Below are 20720 nucleotides of genomic sequence, written 5' to 3'. Positions count from 1 at the left end.
GCTCGCGTGCACCAGTACGTCCGGGACGTCGTGGATGACGGTGTGGCGAAGGTGCCGGGTCGTCCAGAGCCACGCGATGTCACGCCCGAACGACTCGACGAGCAGCGCCAGTGACGCCACAAGCACGACTGTCGTCAGTGGCCCCGGAAGCTTGTCGCCCATCGCCACCGTCAGCGCCACGCCCTGGACGGCGGCGACGACCTTGCGCCAGTAGCGCGGCGGCAGGGACCCGCGCATCCAGCCCAGCACCCAGCTCGCGGCGACGAAGACGTAGCGCATCGCGCCGATGGCGAGCACCCAACCACCCACCGCGGGAGCCACGTGCAGGCAGAGCACCAGGACCAGGAAGGAGTCGATCTCCATGTCGAAGCGCGCGCCGAGCTCGCTCGTGGTCCCGGTGCGGCGGGCCGTGTAGCCGTCCACGGCGTCGAGGGCCAACGCCACGCTGGTGAGGACGACCATCAGGGTGACCGGCGCCGACCTGCCGAACGAGTCGGCGGCCAGGGCCGTCACTGCGCCGACCAGGATCGCCCGGCTCAGCGTCACCCGGTCGGCCGGGCTCAGCGCGTCCGCACCCGAGCGGGACATCCCCCGGCCGAGCAGGGCGCACAGGACCAGCCCGTACGCCAGGCCGGCCACCCAGCCCGGCGTGCCCAGACCGACCGTCTGGGCGAGCACCGCCAGCACGCCGACCTGCACGAGCAGTCCGATGACCGGACCCGTTCGAACCGTTGACATCGTGCCTCCGTGACTCTGGTGGGTGACCCTGACCGTCATCACGGAAAATATGACCGATCGGTTCATTCTGAACGCGACCCCGCAGGGCGTCACGGAAGGACGTGCCCGGTCGGTGGCCGGTTAGTCATCCACGGTGGCGGTGCCGTACGGATCAGGCCCTCGGCAGGGTGAGCACGTCCGCGCCGTCGTCGGTGATGGCGATGGTGTGCTCGCTGTGCGCCGTCCGGCAACCGGTGGCGCTGCGGAGCGTCCAGCCGTCGGCATCGGTGACGAGCGTGGCGGTGTCCGCCATGACCCAGGGCTCCAACGCCAGCAGCAGCCCCGGGCGCAGCCGGTATCCGCGACCGGGGCGCCCCGTGTTGGAAACGTGCGGGTCCTGGTGCATCGTCGACCCGACGCCGTGGCCGCCGAACTCGGTGTTGACCGAGTATCCCGCCGCCTGCAGGACCGTGCCGATGGCATGGGAGATGTCACCGATGCGGACGTCGGGCCCGGCGGCGGCGATCCCTGCCCGCAACGCGCGCTCGGTCGCGTCGATGAGCGCGACGCTCTCCGGGGGTCGCGCGTCCCCGACGATGAAGCTGATCGCCGAGTCGGCGACGACTCCGCCGAGGGAGACGGCAAGGTCGAGCGAGAGCAGGTCACCGTCGGCGAGGGCGTAGTCGTACGGCAGCCCGTGCAGCACGGCGTCATTCACCGACGTGCAGATGTAGTGGCCGAACGGCCCGCGCCCGAAGGACGGCTCGTAGTCGACGTAGCAGGACTGCGCCCCGGCCTCGGTGATCATGGTCTGCGCCCAGCTGTCGATGTCCAGCAGGTTGGTACCGACCGCACACCGGCTCTTCAGCGTTCGCAGGATGGTGGCGACGAGCGCGCCGGTGTCCTTCCCGCGCAGCACGTCGGTGGGGCTCAGGATCTCGATCATGAAGCGCCTTCCTCGGGCCACCAATAAGTATCCCGGCCATATTATCCCGGTACTAGAATCGGGGCATGGTCAGGTTGCCGCTCACTCCCGCAGAGCTCGAACGCGGACAGCGCCTCGGTGCCCTCCTGCGTCGAGCCCGCGGAGAGCGTTCGATGCTCCTCACCGCGCTCGACGCGGGCGTCTCGCCGGAGACCCTTCGGAAGATCGAGTCCGGCCGGATAGCCACCCCCGCCTTTCCGACGATCGCGGCGATCGCCGACGTTTTGGGCCTCTCCCTCGACGCCGTCTGGTCGGAGATCAACACGTCGGACGGCGGTGCCGAACTCCCCGGGCCGACCGCACGCGAGCGGCTGGCCTCCTGAGGCGCGGCGACCCGCCAGACGACGCTGGCCCCGGTCGACGAACGACCGGGACCAGCGGAGTTGCTGCTCAGGAGGCGGCGATGCCCTCCATGCCGATGCCGTTCTCGAACTTCGGCAGACCCTCGACAGTGGTGACGAGATTCAGGGACCCGTCCTCGTGCACCTTGTAGCCCTGCACGTTGCCGGCGGTGGCGTTCTGCACGTACAGGAAGCCGTCGCTGGCGGTCATGTCGATCGAACCGCCGTTGGTGTCGGCGGCGACGTTCTTGACGATTTCGAGCTTGCCGTCGTCGTCGACCCGGTAGGAACTGATGGTGGAGCTGCCCGCGTTGGCGACGAAGAAGTAGTCGCCGACACGCTGGATCCAGCACGGCGCCTGCTGCCCGTTGGGCACCGACGGGCCGACCTGGTCGAGCGCGCCGTCGTCCTCCAGCTCGAACCGGCTGACCGCGTTCGCGCCCGACTCGGTGACCAGCAACGAGTCCTCGGAGTCGAAGGTGAAGCCGAACGGGGTGTTCCCCGCGTCGCTGATCACCGGGTTGCGGGACAGCTCGCCGTGGCGGCCGATCTCGTAGCTGAACATGACGTTGGCGTTCTTGGCCGACACCAGGACGAACTCGCTGTCCGGGTCGATCTTGACCTGCGCCGGGGCGGACGCGAACGCGGGCGGGTTGCCGTTGTGCAGCCCGAGCGACCGGTTGGCGTCCTCGATCCGCGACAGGCGCCCCTTGTCCAGCTCGAAGCCCTGCACCGAGCCCTCGCCGCCGGCGTTGAGGACGTAGACGAGGTCGCCACGGGCCGCGACGCTCACCGGCAGCAGACCACCGGACCAGACGACCTGGAGCTTGTGCAACCTGGTGCCGTCGACGCGGAAGACCGTCACGGTGTTGCTGCCGGCGTTGACCGCGAACAGCAGTCCCCGGTGATAGGTGAGGGACCCCTGCGAGGCCAGCGCGTCGAGCGGCGCGCCGATGGTGAAGCCGCCCAGCCCGCCGGTCTCGTACTCGCCCGCCTTGGTGAGGCGACCGTCCTCGTCACGGTCGTACACCTTGATGGTGTTGCCCTCGGCCTTGTTGGTCTGGACGAAGACCGCGCCCTCGTCGCCGTCGTGGTGATCACCCCCCTTGCGGTCGTCGTGGTAACCAGGGCCGCCGCCGTCGGCGACGGCGGTCCCGGGGATCGATCCGATGCTGCTGAGGCCCGCCAGGAGGGCGGCCGCGAGGGCGACGCTGCGCTTCATCTCCGATCTCCTTCTGCACCCGATGGGAGGAATACGAGTTTTCCTCTCCTTCGAAAGCTATCGGGGCAGGTAGGGGCGATCACCTCACTTACCCTAAAGCGGTATTTTTGCGCCGTTCTGTGGAATCGGGAGACACGGCGTCCCCCGAGATGAACGCGGTCACGGCGTGGTGCCCGGTGGCCGGAACTCGAACACCTGCCCCCGGGCGGCCGGATCGCACGCCTGCTGCACCAGACGGGCGCCGGCCGTCGTGGAACTGCCCACGATGCCCAGGCAGTGCCCGCTCTGCAACGGGCGGATCAGATAGCCGGTGAGCGGCGCGCTGACCGGCTCCAGGCGGAACCGGTGTGCCGCGCCGGCGTCGGCCGGGCAGGCCCCGTCGGCGACCGCGCTGCCGACGGCGATCACCGGACTCAGCACCCGGGTGCAGCCCACCCCGTTGACCGGGTGCGTGCTCTTGATCCAGTACCTGCCCTGCCCGGCCGCCTCCACCCGCATCGGCGGTGACGCGCTGGCACACGAGGTCTGCTGCAGAACATGGTTCGAATCGCCGGACACCTCACCCACACAGAGCCCGGAGTGCACCGACCGGATCTGGGTCGCACCCGGTGCCGGCATCCCGTCGTCGGGTACGCGTTGCAGGTCGAAGACCTGGCCCGGGGCGGTCGGATCGCAGGTCAGCTGCACGGCGACCGAGCCGGGTGCCGTCGCGTCACCGGCGACACCGACGCAGAGTCCACTGTGCTCCGCCTTGATGAGGTGCCCGTGCAACGTCGGGCCGAACACCGGAATCAGTCGGAACCGGGTCAACCGCTCCGGCTTGCGATCGACGCAGTAGTCGTTCTCCAACCGGGCGCCGACCGCCGTAGAGTTGCCGGCCACGCCTGTGCAGCCCGTCCCGTGCTGCGGATGCGCGGTCATGATCCGGTACAGGTCGTCGCCGGCAAGCTGGAACGACAGGTCGGGGATGACCCCCCGGCAGGCGGTCAGGAAGAGGTGACCGACGGTGTCCAGGGGGTTCTCGCCGAGGCAGAGGTTGGCATGTTGAGCGAAGAGGCGCAGCGGTCCGGGTTCCGGCGGCGTGGCGATGCCGGCGAGCGCACGCACCTCGTCGATGACCGCGGCCCGGTCGAGCACCCGGACCTGATCGACGACTCCCTTCCAGGGCGCCTGCCAGGCACCGCCCCACCAGGCCCGGCCGATCTGCAGGGGCCCTCGGGACGACCAGGGCCGGCGGTGGGTCACCACGTTGGCGAACCGACCGTTGACGTAGAGCCGCAGCTCGCTGGCCGCGGCGTCGTAGACACCGGTCAGATGGGTCCAGGTGTTCAGCTGCGGAGCACCTGTGGAGACCACTGTCGACACCCGCTCCCCGCTCGTCGTGCTCCGGTCGTCGTGCGGAACGACGAACGCCCACCGGTTGCGCTCGCGGCTGTACTCCAGGCTGAAGCCGCTGGTCTGGGTGGCCTGTTGACTCACCGCGACCCGGCGTACGCCGGTGTCGGTCACCTTGACCCAGGCGGCGACGGTGAAGCTGCCGGTGGTCCGCACGACCGGACCGGCCGTGCTCGCGTACCCGCCGGTGCCGTCGAACCCGAGGCCCTTGCCGCCCGTGCCGTAACCGGCAACGGTACGGTCCACCCCCGGGCCGATGGTGATGCTGTGCCGGTTGCCGCTGCGGTCCACCCGGGCCAGGGTGGTCGGCCCGGTCGGCTCGGGTTCGAAGTCCCACTCGCCTCCCGAGCCCTCCAGGTTGTCGCCGATCAGCCCGGCGATCTGGCCCTGGGTCAACGCCCCGCTGGTCAGCACCGGCTCATCGATGACCCCGGACCACCACTCCACATACCAGCCGTTGTTACGGCCCCGCCCGACAAGCGACTGCCCCGTGGCGTGCCAGGTGCTGAGGTGCGCGACAGTGCCCGAGAGCACCCCGTTCACATAGAGGCGCAGTTGGCCCCGGTCGTGGTCGTACACCCCGGCCAGGTGGGTCCACTCGCCGAGCACCGGCGCGACCGTCGAGTGCACGGCCGGCCAGTCCCGCCCGTCCGCCGCGTCGGCCCGGGCCATCGCGAAGGACCAACGCCGCGACCCGGCGTCGTAGCGCAGGGTGAAGCCGCTGGAGGTCCGGCCATCCTGACTCAGCACCGTGCCGGTGGTGGTGTCGCGGGCCAGCTTCACCCAGGCGGCGGCGGTGAAGCTCCGATCGGTACGGACCACCGGGCCGGGGGCCCAGGCCATGTCGCCGTCGCCGTCGAGGTGCAGACCGCCCCCGTTGCGGCCCGCCCCCCACGGCTGCCCGCTCGACGACACGGCGAGGGTGTTGGTGTTGCCGGTCTCGTCGACAGCGGTACGCCCCTCGGTCTCCTCGAACTGCCAGCGCGCCTCCGCACCCCACGGCTCCCCTGCCATCACCTCGCGGATCTCGGCCTCGCTCGTCACCCGATCGAAGATCCGTACGTCGTCCAGGCTGCCCGGCCACCGGGCCGGATGCGTGCCGTGCCAGAAGCCGCTGCCGATGTTGACCGGCCCGGTCGCGTTCCAGGTGCTGCGGTGCGCCGCCGTACCGGCGAGCGCGCCGTTGACGTAGAGCCGTAGCTGCCCGGCCTGGTGGTCGTACACGCCGGCCAGGTGGGTCCAGACATCGGGCTGGGCAGTGATCCCACTGGCCGCGGCGGCGTCGACCGAGACCTGCCCCTCGGTGCTGTCGGAGGTGGCCATCTCGAAGACCCAGCCGCGCGGCCACAGGCCGTACTCCAGCTCGAAGCCGGGGAACCGCAGGCCCGACTGGCCGAGCGCGGTGAACCAGTCGTCGTCCCTGGCCAGCTTGACCCAGGCCATGGCGGTGAAGCTGGCGTCGGTGCGGATCACCGGACCCGCGGTCCGGGCGTAGGTCTGCTCGGAGGCGTCCAACTCCAGACCGCCGGAGCCTCGACCAGCGCCGAAGACGGCCGCGCCGGTAAGCGTGGCGTGGTGCAGGTTGCTGCCCGTGTCCCACGCCTCGCTGCCGTAGTCCTCCATCGTCCACTCGGCGACAGGTGGCGTCAGGTGTTCGCTGTCGGTCACGAAGTCGAAGCGGGTCTCCGGGCCGGTCAGCCCGGCCCGGTCCACCCCGCGCACCAGCACCGTGTTGTAGCCGCGGGTCGGCGTCACCTGCACCCGGGCCAGCCCACCGGCGGCCGGCAGGTCGGGCTGCTCCTTCTCGTTGACCCAGTACCGGAACGCCACCACGTCGGTGGCGCCGTTGGCGTCGAAGCGGACCTCACCCGCCTCGTACGGCCGGCCGGCGACGCCGTCGGCCACGAAGACCGGCGAGGTCACCGTCGGCGCGACCGTCGGCGGCTGGGCGTCGAGGACGAACCGGCACCAGGCACTCCACGGTCCCGTGGTCTTGGCGTCCTGGGTACGTGCCCGCCACTGGTACGTCGCGCCCTCGGTCAGCACGGTGCTGATCCGAGCGTGTACCGGGTTGCCGGAGAAGACGCTCTGGTCCCCCGGTGCCTCGCCCAGCACCCGACCGGTGTTGTCCGCCCACTGGAAGGCCACCGACAGGAACTGGTCGTCCTGGTCGGCGTCGAGTGGCACGGCGGTCAGGGTCGGTTGGTCGCTGGTCAGGTAACCGGCCGAGTTGTCGGTACAGCCGTCCAGTTCGGGGGCCTCGGGCACCGTGTTGTAGGTGATCACGAGCGTCGCCTTCGGCAGGAACTCCTTGGCGCCGTTGGCGCTTGTCCACTCGTCCGAGGCGAGCCCGAGGGTCAGTGTGGGTGCCCGGACGGCGGCCGCCTCGGCCACCGCGGCGGTGGCGGTGAGTTCCGCGTCGTTCGGAACCTGGCAGGAGGCGCCGGTGCCCTCACCGCCGTACGCCTCGGTGATGGTGCTCAACTTCCGGTTGGCGAGCAGCGGCGGAGCGGTGGTCCAGTTCATCGCCGACGTGATCGGCGCGGTGTGGTAGAGGTGCAGCGGCTCGGGGGTGCACGACCACGACCAGGTCTGCGGGATCCGCAACTGCGCCCGGATGATGCTCCTGCCGGCCACCCCTGACGTGTCCAGCTCGAAGTAGGACCGGAACCGGTCGGTGCTCGACTCCCGTGGGTCACGGCCGACCTGCGGGCGGAACTGCGTGCTGTCCCACCAGTTCTGGTTCGGTAGGTCCTTCTGCACCATGAGCCAGTGCTGCTGGTCGCCGGTCAGGTCCGGGTCGAGGTGGAGCGGGAACCGGGCCGCCGGGTCGAGCAGCAGAGCCGGGTCGGGGACGAGCGTCAGCCGGTCCCCGGTCACCTCCAGCCCGATCGGCGCCCGCCGGGCGGGTCGGTCCGACCCGTCGCGGGTCGCCGAGTCCCACATCCAGGCACTACCCGAGCTGAGGACGGTCCTTCCGGCCCGGTCGGTGACCCGTAGGCCACCGGCGTCGTTGCGGGTGGCGGTCAGCTTCGTCGTGCGCAGCCCGAACGTGTACCGGCGCAGCGCCGGCTGGCGGGCCGCCTCGGCGGTCCGGACCACCAGCACCTGGGAGAAGCCGGTCGCGGTGGCCCGCACCCGCAGGTCCACACCGGGCAGTACGTCGGCGTAGCTGGCGGTCTCGCCGGCCAGCACCGGCCTGGGCAGCGGCGTCGGCCAGCTCAGTTCGAGCCGGCCGTCACCGGTGACCAGGGTCGCCAGCGGCGTCGTTCCGCCGCCGGAGAGGGTCAGCCCGGCCGCCGCAACGGGTGCGACGGTGCCGTCCGGCCGGGCGCGCAGACGGGTGTCCACCGGCACCCACTGCTCGCCCCGCCGGACCCGCTCGGGGCGTTGGCTGATCTCGGCGGTGAGGGTGCCGTCCGGGTTCACGAAGACCTGCCTGGTCGCGGTCGTCCGTTCGGGCAGCGCGACCCGGGTGCCGCTGCGGGCGGCACGGACCCTGGCGGGCTCCTCGACCGGCGCCGCCGCCACGGCGACGGCCGGAAAGCCGCTGGCCGACGCGGTGCCCGACGGCGACCGGGGCAACGTCAGCCCGGCGACGACGGCAGCGAGCACCAGCCCGCAGAGCGGCCAGAGCCGCCGGCGGGTCATGACCGCCGCCAGGAGAACGTCGGCAGGTCGAGCCGGTGCTCGGCGGGAAGACTGAGCCCTGCGACCGGGCTCGCCCAGCCGGACGGTTCGGTGACGCGGTACGTCATCGGCGCCGGCACGGTGGGCACCGATCGGTACTCCGTGACGAAGTCCAACGCGGCAGCCGACTCCCACACCACGCTCTGCTCGATCGGACGCGGATAGAGGCACTGGTTCCAGCCGACGCAATCCCTCTCCCCGTAGTACACGACCGGCACCTCGTAGTCGTCCTCGTAGTAGTCGTCGTAGTAGTCGTCGAGGGAGTAGTAGCCGTCGTCCCGGCTGTAGCCGTCGATGTAGACACCGCTGCTGGCACCGCTGGGCGTGTCCTCCCAGGTGTAGACCTCCTCCCAGTCGCTGTAGCTGTAGCTGCCCGACAGGTAGTCGATCACCTCGGACAGCCGTTGCTTGCTCCCGCTGGTCAACGGTTTGGTGCTGCGGGTGGCGGTCGCGCCGATGGTGATGCTGCTCTTCGTCGAGGTCTTGGCCGGCTTGTCCGCCTTCTTCGCAGCGGGCTTCTTGGTCAGCAGCCCGTCCGGGTCGGTGAAGGTGACCGGATTGTGGTTCGCGTACGCGTAGCCGCCGAGTTGTTGCGGATCGGCCACATCGGTGACCGGGTCGACCGAGACGAACCGCCCGGTGTCCGGGTCGTACTGGCGGGCGCCGAGTTGCACCAGCCCGCTGTCCGGGTCGGCGCTGCCACCCACGAAGCCCCGGTCACCGACCCAGCCGGCGACGGTGGCCCGCGGCTGGCCGTACGGGCCGAGCAGCCGGCTGGTCGCGGCGAGCGTGGTCGAGTCGAGCAGGGTCTGCGCCGTTCCGTGGTGGTCGGTGGCGAGCCAGCTCACCGTGCCACCCCGGCGCAACGCCACCGTGGCACCGTTGTGCCGGTAGTACCGCGTACCGGTCACCACCCCGGCCGGGTCGCGGTGCAGTTCGGTGTCACCCAGGTAGAGCGTTGTGCCGCTGGCGTCGCGACGCAGCACCCGGTTGCCGTCCGCGTCGTACCCGAAGGAGGAGGTCCGGCCGCCGGCGCTGACCGTGGCGAGCCGGCCCTCGGCGTCCCAGCCGAGCTGTTGACCGGGCCGGGTCAGGGTGTTGCCGTCGGCGTCGTAGCTGAAGGTGTCGGTCCGGGTGCCGGCCGGACCCTCGGTACGGACCGAGCGCAGCGTGTGCGGCTGCGCGCCGCCCGGGGCCGGGTAGGAGTAGGTACGGGTGCTCTGCCCGGCGGCGCCGCGCCGGATCTCGGCGGCCCGGTTGCCCGAGTCGTCGAAACTCCACGAGTCCCAGTACCGGGCCGGTCCACCCAGGCCGGCGACGCTCGGCCCGGTCGCGCAGTCGCCACCGGCCGGCGTCCACCCCTCGACGAGCCGGCGCAGCCCGTCGTAGCGCAGGCACTGGGTGTCGGCGGTGGTGGCATCGGCGATCCGGGTCACCCCGCCCACCTGGTCGTGGGCGTAGGAGACGTCGGCGGCAGCGCCCTGGCCCTGCCGGCGGGTCTCGGCGCGGGTCAGCCACCGGGTCACCGGGTCGTATCCGAACGCGCGGGTGACCTGCCGACCGGCGGCGCCGAGTTGGTAGGACTCCACCTCACCGGTGCGGGTGTAGGTGGTGGCCGCGACGTAGCTGCTCTGCCCCAGCAGGGTGCTCGGCAGTCCGCTCGCCTCGTAGCCGTGCCGCAGCGTCTCGGTGGTTGCCAACCCACCGAGGTTCGCTACCGGCAGGGTCAGCGTGGCGGTGTACGGCTGGTCGTCCTCGTACCAGACGTGTCCGGTCCGGTAGGTGCCGGCCAGCCCCGGCTCGGTCACGGTGAGCGCCGTACCGGTGATCCGACCACGCAGGTCGTAGCCGCTCACACCGGTGACGATGTCGCCGCTGGCGGCGTACCGGGTGCTGCTGGCCAGCCGGCCCCGACCGTTGGTCGCGGTGTCGTACGCCCAACTGGCGAGCACCGTGGCGCCCTCGCGCACCGCCGTGCGCCGCCCCAACTGGTCGTAGTCGTAGCTCACCGTTCGGCCGTTGCCGTCGGTGCTGGTCAGCACCCGCCCCTCGGCGTCGTAGCTGGTAGATCGGGTGCCCGAGTTCGGCGTCTCGGCGCGCACCTGCCGACCGCGCCGGTCGTAGCCGTAGCGCCACACGTTGCCGGCGTGGTCGGTGGTCGAGGCGAGTTGCCCGGCCAACGTGTACGTGTACCGGGTCGCCTGGTACGTACCGTTGGGCGCGCCGGAGAGGAACTGGCGCAGCTCCACCGTACGGTTTCGGGCGTCGCGGATCTCCACGGTTGCGGTGCCCCCGACCGGCGGGTCGACAGTGACCCGGTCGCCGCCGTGGCTGGTGCTGGTTCGCCACTTCTCCACGCCCTGGCCGTAGAGCACCTCGGCGTTCTGCCGGCCGGCGCCGTCGTAGCCGAGCCGGGTCTCCGCCGGCAGCACCGCCGGCTGGGCGACCAGGCCGACGCCGGGTGCTCCGCTGTCGAACCGCGGCGCCGAGGTGCGGGACACCCGGCCATGTGAGTCGTACCGGGTGTCGGTCAGGATCCGGCCGCCGCCTGGTGCCGGCTGCTGCACCTGTCGGGACCGCAGGAACCCGTCGAAGAGTTCGGTGCTGGTCCGGTAGGCCGCGCCGGTGCCGATCAGTTGTTGGCTGGTGACCACGCTCGGGCCGGTACCGGGGACCAGGTAGGAGTAGCGGTGGTTCGGGGTCGCGGTGGTCGCCCGACCGGGCAGCCACACCGAGGTCAGCCGGCCGAGCGGGTCGTACCCGTTGGTCGTCACGCCGCCGTTGGCGTCCCGGGTCGACAGCGGCTGCCCGAGCAGCGGGTCGATCGTGGTGGTCACCGTGAACCCGGCCGGGTCGGTCACCACGGTTGCGGTCAACGGCCCGCCGACCGCCGGGGTGTACGAGGTGCGGGTCAGGTCGCCGGAGGCGTCGCGCCGGTCCAACGGACGGCCGTGCACGTCGAACGTGGCGCGCTCGGTCACCTGGTAACCGGTCTCGGTGCCCTCCTCGACCCGGGTGACGTCGCCAGTCGACGGCGGGCTCCCCCAACCCTCGGCCCCGTCGTGGAAGAACCGGCGGTCGGTCAGCACCTCGGTGCTCTGGCAGTCTCCGGCGACGGTGACCTGCCGGGAGAGCGCGTTCAGGATCCAGCTCGCCTCGTTGACGGCGTAGGTCTGCACCTGGCAGGTGTCGTCACCGGGAAGCGCCACGTCGCCGAGGTCGTGCGTCTCGGTGAGCAGCCCGGAACCGTTGTAGCCGTAACGCTGCTCGGTGACCCGGCTGCCGGTGGCAAGTGTGGTCGTGGTGGTGCTGGACTTGATCTGGGTGACCCGGGCCCGCAACGGGGTGCCGGCGCGGTCCCGGGTCGCGCTGACCGGCAACTGCATCGGCTGCGCCACGGTACGGGAGAGCACCGAGGCGCTGTCGCCGTCGAAGACCGTGGTCTGGCGGGCGAACCCCCGCAGCGGCGCCTCGTCGGCGAGCCCCTCGATCGTCACGGTCTTGGTGGTGCCGTCGGCGTTGCGGTCGCCGTGCATGCCCCGCAGGTAGACGTGCTCGGTCAGGGTGCGGGGGCCGTCGCCCGGATGACCGGCGCGAATGCGGACCCGCTGGTAACCGCGCCACTGCCCCCACGACTTGTACCGGTCGGGGACGAGTTCGGCGTCGTCGTGGTGCCAGGCGGCCGACCCGTCGTACTCGTACTCAGTGATCTTGGGGTTGGCGCTCTCCCCGCCGACCAGGTCGGTCTCGGTGACCCGGGTGACCAGGTACTTGGCGAACCAGTCCCGGGTCGGGGTGGCGAACTCGGTCGACCAGTAGACCGGGAAACAGCGGGCCGTGTTGCGGTCCGGCGTCGGCAGCGCGGTCGGCTGGCAGTCGGACGCGGCGTAACTGATCTCGGTGCGGCCACCGGTCTCATTGCGGATCGTGCCGAGCCGGTACTTGCGCATCGCGGGCTGGGTGTCGCCCTGGGTGTCGATCCGGTTCGGGGTGCCCTCCCCCTCGGCCGTGGTACCCGGGTCGAAGTCGACGGCGGGCATGCTCGCGGTGCCGCGGACGTGGCCGGTGTGCACGATCGACTCCAGCCAGAGGCTGGGAGCCGAATCGTCACCTGTCGCCGGGAAGGTGTGGGTCAGGCTCCACGAGTCGACGTCCCGGAAACCGCCGTCGTTGACCTGGGTGCTCACCTTCGCGAGCCGGCGGGTGCTCCAGAAGGTCGGGGTCGACAGCGGGCACAGTGCGGCACACGCCTGGTCCAGCGGCGTGTCCGGGAAGTCCGCCGGCTGCGACTGCTGACAGGGTGACCCGGGGCGGCACCGCTCGGCGCTGCCGAACAGCACCCGCGCCCCCGCCTGCGCGGTGTAGAGCGTGTCCAGGCGCTGCCCGTACTCGATCCGGGAGACGTTCGCGGCCCGGACGTACGGCGTCGGGCTGCCGGGGGTGGCGTTGCGGCCGTAGCTGTTGGTCTCGCGGTCGTAGTGGTAGGTGGTCACGTCGCCGTGCGGGGTGACCACGAAGTCCAACATCCAGCGGTACGCCTGCTGGCACCACGACGTCGCGAAGGAGGTGCCCTTGCACGGCTCGTTCGCGTGGTTGCCGAAGACCGGCACGGTGAGAGTCGAGTTGGTCTCGGCCGCGCCAGCCGTCCAGCCCGGCATCCGGTTGCGGCCGAAGTGGTACTGGGTGCCGTCCGGCGCGGTCAACCGCCAGTACTCGCCCCGATCGTCCGGGCTGGTCGAACCCTCGTCACCGTTGACAGCGCCGGTCAGCAGCTCGGTACGCCAACCCTCGTCCTGCTCGGCCCGCCAGGTGCCGGTGGCGTCGTCGCGGACCAGCTCGCTGTTGAGGCCGGGCAACGAGACCGTGGCGCTCTGCACCAGCTTCCCAGCACCGTTCGTCGCCCAGCAGAAGTCGCCGACGCCGGCCTGACCGTCCTCGAGGCAGGGCTGGTACGACCGCTCGATGAAGCCCGGTTGCAGCTCGAAGCCCTCACCGGCCCAGGACGGCTGGTTGTTGGTCGCGGCGGTGCGTCCGTCGACTCGCCCGGACGAGTAGTCGAGCGCCAGCTCCGGTGCACCACCGGGCAACTGCGGCGTCCGCAGCGGGTAGGACCACTGGAAGTCGCCGGACTGCGGGCCGACCTGCCAGGTCGCCGACGGCGACAGGGAGGTCGGTCGGAAGCTGCCGGCCGCGCCACTCGCCCCGGCGGTCAGCGCGTACGTGCCGTCGGTGACCCGGGCCGAGACCCGCTTGGCGCGGCTGTCGTTCGTCGCGGCGACCGGCTGGCTCGGCCCGCAGGCCGGGCCGGCGCTCGGGGCGCAGTCGGGCAGCTTGACCAGACGTAACCGGGCCGCGTAGTCACCGCCGAAGGCGCCCCGGAAGCCGGCGTAGTCGATGTCGACAGTCGAGCGGCGCGGTGTGCGGTCCTCGTCGGTGGCCGCGTGCCGGACCTTCATCACCAGTCCGCGCACCTGCGCCCGGGCGGTGGCCGCCCGATCCAGCACCTCGACGCCGACCCGGCCGGCCCGCCCGTCGGCCGCGGAAACCCGGACCGGCAGCCGACCGGCCCGAACCGGGGTGGCGTCCCGATCGACGTCGGCCCGCCCCGCGTCCGGCCAGACCACCGGCGGTACGGCGCGGGCGGCCAGCTTGCGGGAGACGTCCTCGCCCCGCGGCGCGACCGGCACCAGGGCGCCGGGCCGGTCGGTGGGCGGGGCGGCGGGATGAGCCGGTGACCCGAGCACCGGCAGCCCCGCGACGACGAGTGCCGCCACCAGCAGCCCTCTGTGGACAACGCGCATGCCAACCTCCGACGACTGAGCCCGACCCGTCGTGGAGGACGGGCCGGGCTCAGCGTGCGAGGTCGACGTACAGCACCCCGTACATGCCGGGGTATGCAACGAGGCCCACGGTCAGACGACCGCGGGCCTCGCCCTACGCACTACCGATCGGACCGAACGAACTGGCCAGACCGAAGTCGCTCGGAGTCGTGGTCAATCGGTCACGGCTCTCGGGGGGAAGGCATTTGACCATTCCTGGCGCGATGGATCCCCACTTTCAGAGGAGACATCCCGTACTTGCCCCAGCTGTACCCCTGCCCGAGGCCGCCCAGATAAGACTGCCCCAGCCATTGAACCGCCTTACGCCCGGATATCTCCTCTCCCATCGCTCGGGCGACCCCGAGTTGTGCGGGTGTTCCGATAAGCGCGCCTACTCCCAGGCCAGCCACCACCGCACAGCCGATGCCCGCTGTGCCGGCACAGATTGCCGCGACAGCGAGGCCGGTCAAGAGGCCAACGCCGATGCCCGTGGCCGTGTGCACCAGCGCACGCTTCTTCTCCACATCCTTCGAAGGAGCTTTCGGCGTCGACTTGGCGGGCGTCTTGGGTGCGGCCTTGGCCTTGGCCTTGGCCTTGGGCTTGTTCGCCGTGGCGTCGCGCCGGCAGGCGGCGTTGCAGCTCTTCGCGGCGTTGGCCCTCGCTTTCTTCGCCGCGGTGGTGCGCTTCTGCTGCTCCTTGGCGGCCTTCTTCTGCTTCGCCTCGTACGCCTTCACCCCCTTCTTGTTCATCTTCTTCCCGTTGGCGCTGACGCACGACGCGCCGCACTTGGCCTTCGCGTACGCGGCTTTCTGCGCTGGAGACGCGGCGTAGGACTTCGCCTTCTTCTTCGGGGCGGCCTTCTTCTTCGCTGGCGCCGGCTTCTTCGCCTTCGGCTTGGCCTTGCCGCCGCCGCTGTTGTCCGCCATCAGCTTCAACCCGTCCGGGTCGCTGAACGACGTCGGGTTGTTGCTGGAGTAGGCGTACCCGTGCATCTGCTGTGGATCGTCGATGTCGATGATCGGGTCGACCGAGATGAACCGGCCGGTGCCCGGGTCGTACTCCCGGGCGCCGAGATGGGTCAACCCGGTGCCCGGGTCGATGTTGCCGCCGACGAAGCCCCGCTCCCCCGGCCAGGTGCCGGTGCCGCCACGTGCCGTGCCGTACGGCGTGAGTAGTCGACGGGTCACCGCCATGGTGGCCGAGTCGATGGCGATCTCACCGGTGCCGTGGTGGTCGGACGTCAGCCAGGAGACCTGGCCACCCTTACGCACGGCCACCGGCTGTCCCTGGTAGGCGTAGTAGCGGGTGGCCGTCGTCGCACCGCTGGTTGGCTGATGCACCTCGGTGTGCCCCAGGTACAGCGTGGTGCCGGTGGCGTCGCGGCGCAGCAGCCGGTTGCCGTCGGCGTCGTAGACGAACGAGGTGGTCTTGCCGTTCTCCGTGATGGTGGAGACGTGCCCCTCGGCGTCCCAGTCCAGGACCTGTACCTTGCCGTTGACCGACCGACCTGTGGTGTTGCCGTCGGCGTCGTAGCTGTAGCTGTCGGTCCGGTCCCCGCCCGGTCCGGTAGTCCGCACCGAGGTCAGGGTGTGTGGTTGGGCAGAACCCGCCGCGGGATACGTGTAGCTGGCGGTGGTGTCGCCGGCTGCGGAGCGCCGCGCCTCGGTCAGCCGGTTGCCGACCTTGTCGAAGGTCCAGCTGTGCCAGTAGGCCGCAGGGCCACCGAGCGCCGCTGTGCCGCGCGCCGCCGCGCAGTTGCCGCCGGCCGGAGTCCAAGCCTCGGTCAGCCGCCGCAACTGGTCGTACTCGAAGCACTGCGTGTCGTTGGTGACGCTGTCGCCGACCCGCAGGAGGTTGCCGGCCGGGTCGTAGGAGTAGGTGGCGTCGGAGACCGGTGTGGTGCCCGGCGACTGGGTCTGGGCGCGGGTCAACCGCCCGGTCGTCTCGTCGTAGCTGAAGTCCCGGGTGACCTGCCTGCCGCTAGCGCCCAGCACGAACCGGCCCAACTCGCCAGTGTTGCTGTAACCGGTGCTGGCGACATAGGTGTTGCCACTGGACGCCAGCGAGCTGGGCAGGCCGAGCGAGGTGTAGAAGGACTTCACCGTTTCGGCGGCGAGGTCACCGGCGGACGGCAGGTTGGTGTCGGTGACCTGGCCGGCGGCGTTGTAGCGGAACGTGGTGTCGTACGAGCGGGCCAGACCGCCCTCGGCCGCCGGGATGACGACCGATGCGCCGGTGGGCTGACCGCTCGGGTCGTAGCCCAGCACCTGATTCTCGTAGACGGCGGAACCGACGTACCGCTTTGAGGCGGTGGCCAACCCCTTGCCGCCGGGCAGGGTGTCGTACGTCCACTCGGCCAGCTTCGGCCCAGTGGACGAGGTCTCGTGCACCGCCTTCTGCCGGTCCAGCTCGTCGTAGAGCGTGACCACCGTGCGGTTACGGCCGTCGGTGGTGGTGACCGGCCGATCCGCCTCGTCGTAGCCGATCCGCTGGACGCCGGCATCCGGGTCCTCGGTACGGATCTTGCGGCCACGCAGGTCGTAGAAGTGCCGCCAGACGTTGCCGTCCGGATCGGTGACGGTGCTCAGGCGTCCGGCCCGGTCATAGCCGTAGCGGGTGCTGTCGTAGCCGCTGGTCACGCCGGCGGTGTGCTGGCGCAGCTCGACGGTCCGGTCGTGCGCGTCGAGGATCGTCGTGGTGGCGGTGTCCCCGGCCGGCGGGGTGACCGAGACCCGGTCACCGCCGTACGTGGTACTGGTCCGCCACTTCTCCACGTTGCGGCCGTAGAGGATCTCCGCGGTCTCCCGGCCGGCCCCGTCGTACAGCGTCCGGGTCTGTGACGGCACCGCCGTGTCGGCCACTCCGACGAGCACCTTGGCTGGCAGGCCGCTGGTGTAGTAGTCGGCGTTCTCCTTCCAGTCCCGCCCGTGCGAGTCGTAGAAGGTGTCGGTGACGATCCGTCCGGAGGTGTTCGGCGACTGCTCCTGGGTCTGCCGCTCGCGCAGGAACCCGTCGAGCAGTTGGTAGGACGTGGCGTACGCGGTCCCGGTGCCGAGCAAGGTCCGGGTGCCCAGCACCGTCGGGGCGGTGCGCCGCACGTCGTAGCTGTACTCCAGGTTCGGCGTCGTCGTCGCCTTCGCCCGACCGGGCAGCCACACCTTGGTCAACCGGCCCATGGGGTCGTAGGCGAGATCGGTCTGGCGGCCGTTGGCGTCGACCACGGTGAGCGGATCCTCGGTCAGCGGAGCTAGGGTCATTGTCGACGCGTGCCCCAGCGGGTTGGTGGCCCGGACCGAGGTGAGCGGACCACCGACGGTTGGCGTATAGGTGGTCGTGCTGGTGTGGCCGAGGGCATCGGTCATCGACGTCGGTCGGCCGTGGTCGTCCAGGACTGCGCTGCCGACGGTCTGCCAGACTGGTCCGTTCGACCAGTCCTTGGCCTCCTCGGACTTCGTGATGTCACCGCGGATCGGCGGAGCGCCCCAGGTGGACTGTCCGTCGTAGTAGAACCGCTCGTCGCTGAGCAGGCCCTCCGGATAGGTGGGCGTGGTGCCGCACGGCGCGAGCACGGTGGTGGACCGCGATTCGGCGTCGATGATCCAGTCGGTGCGGTTCTTCGCGTACGTCGTGGTCGTGCACTCGTCGTCGTCGGCGACGTCGATGTCGCCCCGGTCGTGCTCCTCGATCGGTAGCCCGTCGTCGTCGTAGCGGTACAGCACCTCGGTGGTCCGGCTGCCACCGGCGGCCAGGGTCTCGGTGCTGCGCTCCGAGCGCTCGGCGGTCACCCAGGCGGCCAGGTTCGTGCCGGTCGACCGGGGGCGGGTGGCCGTGTTCCTGATCTCCAGGGGTTCACTGACCGAGCGGGACACCAGGGCGCCTCCGACGCCGTTGTAGACCGAGGTCTCCCGGGCGAAGCCGCGCCGGATGTTCAAATCGTCCAACCCGTCCACCTGGACCGACTTGCTGCCCCCGGTTGGCGTTGCACGGTCGCCGTGCATGCCGCGCAGGAAAACGTGCTCGGTCACGGTGTGCGGCGCGTCCGTGCCGTTGCCGCTGATCTCCTGGACCTTCTGGAAGCCCCGCCACTGCCCCCAGGTCTTGAACCGATCGGGGGTCAGCTCGGCGTCGTCGAAGTGCCAGGCGCCGTCCGTGCCGTACTCGTAGCGGGTCACCTCCGGTGTGCCGCCGCCGACCAGGTCGGTCTCGACCGTCTCGGTGACCACGTACTTCTGGAACCAGTCGATCGTCGGGGTCTCGAACTCCTGGGCGTAGTAGCCCGGGAAGCAGCGCGACGTGTTGGACTGCGCCGCGGGCAGGGCCGTGCGCACGCAGCCGGTGGGTGCGTACTTGACCAGGATCTGCCCGCCGGTCTCGTTGTTCACCGTGCCGACCCGGAACTTGTTCATCGCCGGCTGGGTGTCCAGGCCATCGACCCGGTTGGGCGTGCCCTCGCCCTGGGCGGTGGTCGCCGGGTCGAAGTCGATCAACGGCAGGGTGGCGCTGCCGTCGAGGTGCCCGCTCTGGGCGATCGACTCCAACCAGAGAGAGGCGGTGGAGCCGTCCTGCGGGTCGGGGAAGGTGTGGTTGAGGTTCCACGAGCCGACGTCCTGGAAGCCGCCGTGGTTGACCTGGGTGGTCACCTTCGCCAACCGCTTCGTGCCCCAGAACGTCGGTGCCGCCAGCGGGCACGTGCCGCCGGAGCAGGACTGGTCCAGGGGTACGTCCGGGAAGTCCGCCGGCTGGCCGGCCTGGCAGGACGAGCCGGGCAGGCAGCGGGGCGCGGTGCTGAAGAGCACCCGGGCGCTCGCCGGCACCGTGTAGACGCTCGACGCGCGCAGCCCGTACTCGATCCGGTTGAGGTAGCCGGCGCGCACGTACGGCGTCGGCGCGGTCGGGGTCTTGTTCCGCCCGTACTGGTTGATCTCCCGGTCGTAGTAGTACGCCATCGCGTCGCCGTGCGTGTCGACCACGTAGTCGAGGTTCCAGCGGTACGCCTGCTGGCACCACGACTGCGCGAACGTCGACCCGTGGCAGGGTTCGTTCGCCTCGTTGCCGAAGATCGGCATCGTGTAGGTGGAGTTGGTCTCGCCGCGACCCGACGACCACCCGGGCAGCCGGTTCAGGCCGAAGAAGTACTGCGTGCCGTCCTGGGCGGTCAGCTTCCAGTGCTCACCCCGGTCGTCCGGGGTGGCCGAGCCCTCGTCGCCGTTGACCGCGCCGGTCAGCCGCTCGATCCGCCAGCCGTCGTCCTCCTCGGCCCGCCAGACGCCGGTGGCCTGGTCGCGAACCAGTTCGCCGGAGACACCCGGCAGGGACACCACCGCGTTCTCCGTCTCCCAGCACTGGTCGTTGACCCCGGTCTGCCCGTCCTCGGCGCACGCCTTGTAGGACCGCTCGATGAAGCCGGGTTGCAGGTCGAAACCCTCACCGATCCAGGAGGGCTGGTTGTTGGTGGAGGCGGTCTTGCCGTCGACCGCTCCCGACGAGTAGCTCAGGCCGAGGTCCGGCTCGATGCCCGGCACCGACGGCACCTCCATCGGGTACGACCAGGTGAAGTCGCCGGACTGCAGGCCCACCTGCCAGGTCGCCGACGGCGCCAGCGACGTCGGCCCGTAGCTGCCGGTCGAGCCCGCCGCCCCGGCGGTCACCGCAAAGAGCCCATCGGAGACCTGGGCGCTGAGGGTGCCGGTCCGGGCGTTGTTGCGGGTCGCCACCGGCTGCCCGCGACCGCATCCGACACCCTCGGTGGCAGCGCACTCCGGCACCCGGACCAGGCGAAGCCGCGCGCCGTAGTCACCGCCGAAGGCGCTGCGGAACCCGGAGTAGTCCACGCTGACGCCGAGGTCACGCGTCTTCTGATCGGTGTGGCTGAGGCGCAGCAGCAGACCTGCCGGGCCGCGCCGGGCGGCGGCGGAGCGGTCCAGCACCTCCACCCGTACCGGGCTGTCCGCGGCCACCGAGACCGGGGTGTTGCCGGCCCGGCGCAGGCTCGGCGCGGTCAGTGCGCGGTCGGCCCTGGCCGCGGCGCGATCCTCTGGAGACGGCGGGTTCACCACCGCGACCTCGGCCTTCGGCCAGGTCGTGCTGGGCGCCTTGGTGACCAGCGGGGTACGGTCGACGGGGCGGGGTCGGGTCGGCACCGCGCTTGTCGGTACCGCGTCCCCGGCCGGGCGGAACGGGGCTGCCGAGGCCGGTTTCGGTGGCGACAGCGGCGCCACCGCACTCCCGGGCACGGCCACCACCACCGCCATTAGCAGCAGGATCCCGAGACGTAGACGTCCGGGCCTTGATCGAGCGGTCACGATGACTCCAAAGTGACGAGTTGGCCGACGGTCGGCTCGCTGGAACGCTCGCTGACCGCCGTACGACGGCCCGTACACGTCGCCGTACTCGTGGTGCCCGTGCGCCGCCCGGCTCGCGCGCCGGGAGGCCGGCGTCCGCGGCGTTCGGGTCTGTTCCGCACGGTCAGGTGCGGTGACCGTCGAACTCCTCGCACTGAGACTGGGCCCAACGAGCTCCGGCGTGAGCGTGGGGCGGCAGTCCGTCGTCTC

6 protein-coding genes and 1 pseudogene are annotated in these 20720 nt (G+C 71.0%); 1 reads left to right on the top strand and 6 read right to left on the bottom strand.

Annotation, left to right across the window (positions count from 1 at the left end):
* Positions 1-63: 63 nt before the first annotated feature.
* Together AB0C15_RS24945 and map are read right to left on the bottom strand one after the other, a co-directional pair.
* Positions 64-738, bottom strand: a pseudogene (locus tag AB0C15_RS24945) (CDP-alcohol phosphatidyltransferase family protein); the annotation flags it as partial.
* A gap of 151 nt (positions 739-889) precedes the next feature.
* Positions 890-1663 (bottom strand): type I methionyl aminopeptidase, encoded by a 774-nt coding sequence (map, locus tag AB0C15_RS24940; RefSeq protein ID WP_357355710.1) that lies wholly within the window; start codon positions 1661-1663, stop codon positions 890-892.
* A 65-nt stretch (positions 1664-1728) separates the two neighbouring features.
* On the opposite strand from map, the gene AB0C15_RS24935 reads away from it, so the two are divergent.
* The gene (locus AB0C15_RS24935) at positions 1729-2025 is read left to right on the top strand and encodes a helix-turn-helix transcriptional regulator (protein WP_357355708.1); all 297 of its coding nucleotides are present in this window, start codon (positions 1729-1731) and stop codon (positions 2023-2025) included.
* Positions 2026-2092: 67 nt separating this feature from the next.
* Here the strand turns inward: AB0C15_RS24935 and AB0C15_RS24930 are convergent, their stop codons facing one another.
* From AB0C15_RS24930 to AB0C15_RS24915, 4 genes are all read right to left on the bottom strand, one after another.
* Positions 2093-3265 (bottom strand): beta-propeller fold lactonase family protein, encoded by a 1173-nt coding sequence (locus tag AB0C15_RS24930; protein WP_357355706.1) that lies wholly within the window; start codon positions 3263-3265, stop codon positions 2093-2095.
* Between the two features lie 159 nt (positions 3266-3424).
* Positions 3425-8311, bottom strand: a complete 4887-nt coding sequence (locus tag AB0C15_RS24925; RefSeq protein ID WP_357355704.1) for a LamG-like jellyroll fold domain-containing protein — start codon at positions 8309-8311, stop codon at positions 3425-3427.
* On the bottom strand, positions 8308-14151 hold the full coding sequence (locus AB0C15_RS24920; RefSeq protein WP_357355702.1) for an RHS repeat-associated core domain-containing protein: 5844 nt from the start codon (positions 14149-14151) through the stop codon (positions 8308-8310). Before AB0C15_RS24920 ends, AB0C15_RS24925 begins: the two co-directional genes overlap by 4 nt.
* Positions 14152-14351: 200 nt before the next feature.
* Entirely contained in the window at positions 14352-20420 is a 6069-nt protein-coding gene (locus tag AB0C15_RS24915; RefSeq protein ID WP_357355700.1) for an RHS repeat-associated core domain-containing protein, read from the bottom strand.
* Positions 20421-20720: the final 300 nt, after the last annotated feature.

It is taken from the genome of Micromonospora sp. NPDC048835 (assembly GCF_040649995.1).
Taxonomy (GTDB): Bacteria; Actinomycetota; Actinomycetes; order Mycobacteriales; family Micromonosporaceae; genus Micromonospora.
This window is presented reverse-complemented; position numbering and strand designations above follow the sequence as displayed.

Coding starts and splice junctions, on each gene's coding strand:
- map (WP_357355710.1), bottom strand. CDS start 1,663: ATGATCGAGATCCTGAGCCCCACCGACGTGCTGCGCGGGAAGGACACC.
- AB0C15_RS24935 (WP_357355708.1), top strand. CDS start 1,729: ATGGTCAGGTTGCCGCTCACTCCCGCAGAGCTCGAACGCGGACAGCGC.
- AB0C15_RS24930 (WP_357355706.1), bottom strand. CDS start 3,265: ATGAAGCGCAGCGTCGCCCTCGCGGCCGCCCTCCTGGCGGGCCTCAGC.
- AB0C15_RS24925 (WP_357355704.1), bottom strand. CDS start 8,311: ATGACCCGCCGGCGGCTCTGGCCGCTCTGCGGGCTGGTGCTCGCTGCC.
- AB0C15_RS24920 (WP_357355702.1), bottom strand. CDS start 14,151: ATGCGCGTTGTCCACAGAGGGCTGCTGGTGGCGGCACTCGTCGTCGCG.
- AB0C15_RS24915 (WP_357355700.1), bottom strand. CDS start 20,420: ATGGCGGTGGTGGTGGCCGTGCCCGGGAGTGCGGTGGCGCCGCTGTCG.